The organism is Gemmobacter sp., from assembly GCF_016792925.1.
In the GTDB taxonomy this organism is placed as follows: domain Bacteria; phylum Pseudomonadota; class Alphaproteobacteria; order Rhodobacterales; family Rhodobacteraceae; genus Gemmobacter.
Map to the genome: position 1 here is coordinate 1 of NZ_JAEULU010000208.1, position 6,765 is coordinate 6,765.

Annotated in this window: 9 protein-coding genes; 5 read left to right on the forward strand and 4 right to left on the reverse strand. The window is 63.9% G+C overall.

Features of this window, described 5'->3' with window-relative positions; genetic code table 11:
• The 3 genes from hslV to JNN06_RS09895 form a co-directional block, all read left to right on the forward strand.
• On the forward strand, window positions 1-325 hold a 325-nt coding region (hslV, locus tag JNN06_RS09885; RefSeq protein ID WP_291239424.1), incomplete at its 5' end, for an ATP-dependent protease subunit HslV.
• Entirely contained in the window at window positions 322-1,614 is a 1,293-nt protein-coding gene (gene hslU, locus JNN06_RS09890) for an ATP-dependent protease ATPase subunit HslU (protein ID WP_291239425.1), read from the forward strand. The genes hslV and hslU, both read left to right, overlap by 4 nt.
• Window positions 1,615-1,674: 60 nt before the next feature.
• Entirely contained in the window at window positions 1,675-2,793 is a 1,119-nt protein-coding gene (locus JNN06_RS09895; RefSeq protein ID WP_291239426.1) for an alpha/beta fold hydrolase, read from the forward strand.
• Here the strand turns inward: JNN06_RS09895 and JNN06_RS09900 are convergent, their stop codons facing one another.
• The 3 genes from JNN06_RS09900 to JNN06_RS09910 are packed head-to-tail and all read right to left on the reverse strand — an operon-like array spanning window position 2,794 to window position 5,083.
• Window positions 2,794-3,396 carry a Smr/MutS family protein gene (locus JNN06_RS09900; RefSeq protein WP_291239427.1) on the reverse strand — a complete coding sequence of 201 codons (603 nt, stop codon included), beginning with the start codon at window positions 3,394-3,396 and terminating at the stop codon, window positions 2,794-2,796. It abuts the gene before it with no gap.
• Window positions 3,397-3,399: 3 nt separating this feature from the next.
• Window positions 3,400-4,419 (reverse strand): MltA domain-containing protein, encoded by a 1,020-nt coding sequence (locus tag JNN06_RS09905; RefSeq protein WP_291239428.1) that lies wholly within the window; start codon window positions 4,417-4,419, stop codon window positions 3,400-3,402.
• Window positions 4,420-4,426: 7 nt separating this feature from the next.
• Complete coding sequence (locus tag JNN06_RS09910) at window positions 4,427-5,083, reverse strand: Tim44/TimA family putative adaptor protein (protein ID WP_291239429.1); 657 nt, start codon at window positions 5,081-5,083, stop codon at window positions 4,427-4,429.
• An 85-nt stretch (window positions 5,084-5,168) separates the two neighbouring features.
• Between JNN06_RS09910 and JNN06_RS09915 the strand changes: the two genes are divergently transcribed.
• On the forward strand, window positions 5,169-5,633 hold the full coding sequence (locus JNN06_RS09915) for an FxsA family protein (protein WP_291239430.1): 465 nt from the start codon (window positions 5,169-5,171) through the stop codon (window positions 5,631-5,633).
• A gap of 61 nt (window positions 5,634-5,694) precedes the next feature.
• Complete coding sequence (gene secB, locus JNN06_RS09920) at window positions 5,695-6,183, forward strand: protein-export chaperone SecB (RefSeq protein WP_291239431.1); 489 nt, start codon at window positions 5,695-5,697, stop codon at window positions 6,181-6,183.
• A 20-nt stretch (window positions 6,184-6,203) separates the two neighbouring features.
• Here the strand turns inward: secB and JNN06_RS09925 are convergent.
• On the reverse strand, window positions 6,204-6,765 hold a 562-nt coding region (locus tag JNN06_RS09925; RefSeq protein ID WP_291239432.1), incomplete at its 5' end, for an exonuclease domain-containing protein.

Consider the following 6,765-nt stretch of genomic DNA (forward strand, 5'->3'; position numbering starts at 1 on the left):
GGCCACGCCCGGCCAATTGGCCCGCGCCTGTGTGGAGCTGGCGAAAGACTGGCGCATGGACAAATACCTGCGCAATCTGGAGGCCATGCTGATCGTCACCGACGGGCGCGATCTTCTGGTGCTGACGGGCGCGGGCGACGTGCTGGAGCCGGAACATGATGTGGCCGCCATCGGCTCGGGTGGCAATTTCGCACTGGCGGCGGCGCGGGGGCTGATGGCAACCGATCTGGATGCCGAAACCATCGCGCGCAAGGCCATGGCGATTGCCGCCGATATTTGCGTGTACACCAACGGCAATCTGACGGTGGAGAGGATCTCGAAATGACCAGCCTGACCCCGCGCGAGATTGTCTCGGAACTGGATCGCTTCATCATCGGGCAGGCAGAGGCCAAGCGCGCCGTGGCCGTGGCGCTGCGCAATCGCTGGCGCCGCAAGCAATTGGGTGATGACCTGCGCGACGAGGTTTACCCGAAGAACATTCTGATGATCGGACCCACCGGTGTCGGCAAGACCGAGATCAGCCGCCGTCTGTCGCGGCTGGCCAAAGCGCCCTTTCTGAAGGTGGAGGCCACCAAATTCACCGAAGTGGGCTATGTCGGCCGCGATGTGGACAGCATCATCCGCGATCTGGTGGATTCCGCGATGATAGAGACGCGCGAGCGGATGCGCGACGAGGTGAAGGCCCGCGCGTTGAAGGCTGCGGAGCATCGGGTGATCGAGGCCATTGCGGGCAGGGACGCGCGCGAGCAGACGCGTGAGATGTTCCGCAAGAAGCTGAAAACCGGCGAGCTGGACCAGACCGTGATCGAGCTGGAGGTGCAAGACAGCCCGCCGCTGCCGATGATGGGCGGCAATGGCATGGAAATGCAGATGCAGGGCCTGCAAGACCTGTTCAAAGCCTTTGGCACCCGCTCCAGCCGCAAGAAGATGACCGTGGCCGACAGCTATGACATCCTGCTGGGGCAGGAGGCGGACAAGCTGCTGGAGGATGAGGCGGTGAAGGCGGCAGCGCTGGAGGCGGTGCAGCAGAATGGCATCGTGTTTCTGGATGAAATCGACAAGATCTGCGCGCGCAGTGACGCGCGCGGCGCCGATGTCAGCCGCGAAGGCGTGCAGCGCGACCTGTTGCCGCTGATCGAGGGCACCACGGTTTCCACCAAATATGGGCCAGTGAAAACCGACCATATCCTGTTCATCGCCTCGGGTGCCTTCCATGTGGCAAAGCCGTCGGACCTGCTGCCGGAATTGCAGGGGCGGCTGCCGATCCGGGTGGAACTGAAGCCGCTGACCGAGGGCGATTTTGTCCGCATCCTGAGCGAAACCGACAATGCGCTGACCCGGCAATATGCGGCGCTGATGGCCACGGAACAGGTGACGGTGCGCTTTACCGAGGATGGCATCGCCGCCCTGGCCCGCATCGCGGCGCAGGTGAACCAGAGCGTCGAGAACATCGGCGCGCGGCGGCTTTACACCATTCTCGAGCGCGTGTTCGAGGAGCTTTCCTTCACCGCACCCGACCGCAGCGGCGAGGACGTTACGGTTGATTCCGCCTTTGTAGAGACGCATGTGGGTGCGCTGGCGGCCTCGGCCGACCTGAGCCGTTACGTGTTGTGACGGCTTGGCGCTGCCCCGGAAATCGGTCAATGTGCGTTGACCATCAACTGGGGGTTTCGGGTGCGTCATCTGTTGGTTTTCTGCGCGCTGGCCGCGCTGGCGGCCTGTTCGCCGCGCGGCGCGGTCACGGTTGATCCCTCTGCCGCCCGGGTTGGCGCGGTGGAGGAGATCTTTGTCGGAACCACCCGCGACATCGACCCGGAAACCGGGCGGTTCGGGCGCGGACGCTCGGAGGAGGAGCGCTTTGCGCGCTTTGCCATCTCGGTGCCGCCCGAGCGCGAGGCTGGCAGCATCGAGTTTCCGCCCAAGCGCGGCAAACCTGATCCGCGCAAGCATTTCCTGACCACGGAAGCCGAGATTCACGCCAATGCGGCAGAGTTTGGCGCAGATCTGCGCCACAGCCTGCGCGCCCTGCCGCGGGGCAAGCGCGATGCGGTGGTCTATGTGCATGGGTTCAACAATACCTTTGCCGAGGGCCTGTATCGGATCGCGCAACTGTCGCATGACCTCGACATGCCGGGGGTGACGCTGCATTACAGCTGGCCCTCGGCGGGCAATCCGCTGGGCTATGTGGCAGATCGCGACAGCTCGATGTTCGGGCGGGACGGGCTGGAGCGGCTGTTGCAGGAAGTCTCGAATGCCGGGGCGGAACGCATTGTCATCGTGGCGCATTCGATGGGATCGGCGCTGACGATGGAGACGTTGCGCCAGATTGCCATTCGCGGCGACACCCGGCTGAAAGCCAAGATGGCCGGGGTGATCCTGATTTCACCGGATGTGGATGTGGATCTGTTCCGCATGCAGGCCAAGGCCTATGGGCCGCTGCCGCAGCCCTTCCTGATCTTCGGGTCAGACCGTGACACGCTGCTGAACCTTTCGGCCACGCTGACCGGCCAGCCGGAGCGGCTGGGCAACCTGTCGGATATCAGCCGGGTTGCCGATCTGAAGGTGACCTTTGTGGATACCAAGGCCTTCAACGAAGGTTCGGGCCATTTCAACCTGGGTGACAGCCCGGCGCTGCTGGCGCTGATGGGCCGGATTGGCGATGTGAACGCGGCCTTCGGCGCCGATCAGCGCGGGCGCGTCGGTCTGCTGCCGGGCGTGGTGCTGACCGTGCAGAATGCCACACAGATCGTGCTGGCGCCGGTGACGGTGGTGGCAGACGGGCTGAACCGCTGATCAGCCATGGCGGCGCAGGTAGACGTAATAGGCGCCTGCACCGCCATGTTTCAGATGCGCCTCAGTCACTTGCAGCACACAGGGACCGAGCGGCGGCAGGCGCAGCCAATGCGGCACCTGATGTTTCAGCACGCCATAGCGGATCGGGATCGGGCCATGATCGGGGCCTTGCTTGCCCTTGCCGGTGATGACCAGCACCAGCCGCAAGCCGCGTGACCAACTGTTCAGAACAAAGCGGATCAGTTCCGGGTGGGCCTCGGCCACGGTCATGCCGTGCAGGTCGATCCGGGCTTCGGGCGAGAGCTTGCCCCGGATCATGCGGGCGTGGTTCTTGGCATCCATCAAGACCGGCGCCTGCGCCAGACGCTCGGGCAGGGGGGGCAGAATGTCGTGCTGCTCGGGCGCTTTCAGCCGCTCGCCCACGCGAAAACGGTTCAACTTGGGCTCGGGGGGCGCGGGGGTGACCTCGGGCCTGTGAAAGACTGAAGGTGCCTCGGGCTCGGGCTTGGGCAGCGGCTGCGCGGCATGCATCGGGCGCAGGCTGCGCGCCACATTAGCCCAAAGCTCGGCCTCATCAGGGCGAAGGGTGCGACGGCGGGCCATGGCTCAGCCGTCAGGGTTCATCGCATAGGCCAGATCAATCGGCAGCAACAGCAACATGCGCCCACCATCCTTGACCGTGCCTGCCGCATCCCCGGCCTCGGCGCCGGTGCCAAAGAAGATGTCGGCGCGCTGCGCCCCCTTGATGGCACCGCCGGTATCCTGCGCGATCATCACCTGCCGCAGCGGATTGCGGCCATCCTTCTCGATCCAGACCGGGGCGCCCAGCGGGTTGTAGCGCGGATCAATGGCAATCGAACGCATGCCAGTGATCGACCGGCCCATGGCGCCGATGGGGCCTTGATCCGCGGCCAGATCAGGCAGGCGGCGGAAAAAGACGTAAGAGGGGTTGGTATCCAGCATGGCATGGCCGGGGCCGGGATTGGAGCGCACCCAGGACCGGATCGCCTGGGCTGAGACCTGATCCGGCGTATGGGTGCCGCGCCGCACCATCTCTTGCCCGACGGAACGATAGGCATGGCCGTTCTTGCCGCCATAGCCCACGCGCAACGTTTTGCCATTGGTCAGTCGAATGCGGCCAGAGCCTTGAATATGCAGGAAGAAGACCTCGACCGGATCGTCAAGCCACGCGATTTCCAGACCCCGGCCCGAAATTGCCCCGGCCTCGATCTGGCTGCGCGAATGATAGACCATGCCGTCGCGCAGCTCGGGTGGGCGCGCATAGATCGGATAGCGATAGCGCGCGGTGCGGGTCAGCGAGCCATCCAGAACCGGCTCGTAATAGCCGGTGAACAGGGCGGGCGGGGTGCCGACCAGCACCGGGCGATAGAACAGCTCGAAATAGGCGCGGGCACTTTCCGGGCTTTGGCCCGCATCGCGGGCCAGCCCGCAAAGCGGCGCCCAGACCGGGTCTTTCAGCATGTCGCAGGTTGCAAGAAACGCAGTCAGCGCCGGGCGCGGGTCATCCTCGGTCCAGCCGTCCAGCTCCTCGAAGGTCATGACCTGCGCCCGGGTTTCCTCGGGCGCGGTCATCAGCAGGGCCAGAAGGGCGAGGGCAAGCCGCATGGCAGGCTCATTCCCCGGTCGCCACGAGTTGCCAATTCGGATCGGCGCTGCCCATCTTGCGGGCAAAGGTCCAGACATCGCGCTGGCGCTTGATCTCGGTGGCGGAGCCTTCGACCACCTCACCGGCCTTGTTGCGGATCAGCGAGGTCAGCTCTCCACCAAAGCGCACCGTCACCTCGCCCTCGCGGGTGGCCGGATTGAACTCGGCAGCCACGAAGCTCATTTCGCGGAGCCCCACGAAATTCGCCTCGACGGTCAGACCCTGGGCCTCACGCGCGGCGATGGCCTCGGCAAAGGTTTCGGCGACTTCCGGGCCGAGGAAGGCGCGGACCTGCGACAGATCCCCGCGCTCGAAGGCCATCAGGATCATCTCATAGGCGCCGCGTGCACCTTGCAGGAAGGTGGTGAGCGAAAAGCCCGGCTCGGCCTGTTTCATCGCGGCCAAAGCCAGCGCAGAGGGGCTGCCCTCGGGGGCGTGATCCAGAATGTCGCGATCCGGGCCGCTTTCGACCACGGTGAGGTTCGGGGCAGCGGCGCTGCGCTCGGTGACCGGCACGGGCGGTTTTTCATAGCCTTCGCGCGTTCCCAGAACCGAACGCAGCTTGATCACCAGAAAGACCGCGATCCCGGCAAGCACGAGAAGTTGGATCATGGTGTCGTTCATGCGGACCTCTGTTGTGGAAACGGTGAGCTTGTGCCCCTATGTAGGGACAGGGTGTGGACAAGTCCACCTTTCGAGCGCGGAGAGAATGAAGATGCGGCTGTTTGGCCCGATGATTGTGCTGATGCTGGTCGAAATCGCCCTGTTTATCACGCTGGGCGGGGCGATCGGGCTGCTGGCCTCGCTGGGTATCATCCTTGGCACCGGCATTCTGGGTTCCGCAATCCTGCGGCAGACCGGGGCAAATATGGCGGTCGAGATGCGCGCGGCGATGAGCGGGGGTGCGCTGCCGGGCATGGCGGGCGATCACGGCTTGCGGATGCTGGCAGGCGTTTTGCTGATCTTGCCGGGGTTTCTGGGGGATATGCTGGGCGGGCTGCTGCTGATCGGGCCTTTGCGCCGCTGGATTGCCGGCAAGGCTGCCAACCGGTTGCGGCCCACCGCCGGCTTTGGCGTGCATCCGCGACCGGATGTGGTGATTGATGCCGAGTTCATCGAGCTTGACCCTTCGGAGACGCCGCCACGCGGCCCCTCGGGCTGGACGCGCCATTGAGGCAGCGATGTTTGCCTGCTAGGAATGGCCCGGTAGAGGCCGATTTTGGCGGGAGATTGCAATGTCGGAAGAAAACGCGGCGGCGCCGCAAGTGAAGATGAGTGTGCTCGCACAATTCGTGCGCGACATGTCGTTCGAGAATGTCGTGGCACAAAAGGGCCTGAACGGCGCCGATGTGCAGCCGGATGTGCAGGTGGCGGTGAGCCTCGACGCGCGCAAGCGCACGACGGAAAACCAGTATGAGGTGCTGAACAAGTTCCGCGTGACCTCCAAAAACAAGACCAATGGCGATACGCTGTTTCTGCTGGAGCTGGAATATGGCGGTATCTTCCATGTGGAGGGCGTGCCGGAGGAACAGTTGCATCCGTTCCTGCTGATCGAATGCCCGCGCCTGTTGTTTCCGTTCATCCGCCGCATCATCTCGGATGTGACGCGGGATGGTGGCTTCCCGCCGCTGAACATCGACACGGTGGATTATCTGGCCTTGTATCGCCAGGAACTGTCGCGTCGTGCGGCGGCGCAAGCTGAGGCGCCGCAGCCGGTTCAGTGAGTTTCTTGCGAAATTAGAGACTATTTCTGGCGTTTCAGCCAGATTGAGCCGTCGCCCATTTTGGCCACAAAAGCCGCATGGGCGGCGGCTTCTTCATTGGTAAGGCGCGCGGGCAGAGGCTCGGGCCGCGGGCGAGGCCGCCAGTTGGTGTCGACCTGAACCTGAACCTTCTGAGTGGGCTGCGCGGGCGCGAGAACAAGATCGGGCTGACGGCCGCCGATCAATTCCAGATAGACCTCGGCCAAAATCTCGGAATCGAGCAGAGCGCCGTGCTTTTCCCGTCTGGAATTGTCGATGCCGAAACGGCGGCAGAGGGCGTCCAGCGAGGCGGGGGAGCCGGGAAACTTGCTGCGCGCGATGTGCAGCGTATCGAGGGCCTGAGTTGTGGGGATTGTGGGGAAGCCATGGGCCTTCAGCTCCCAGTTCAGGAACTTCATGTCGAAGGCCGCATTGTGGATGATCAGCTTTGAATCGCTGATAAAATTCAGAAAATTCTGCGCTTCTTGTTTGAACAGCGGCTTGTCACGCAGGAAATCATCGCCCAGACCATGCACCTCGAACGCCTCTTTGGGCATCGAGCGT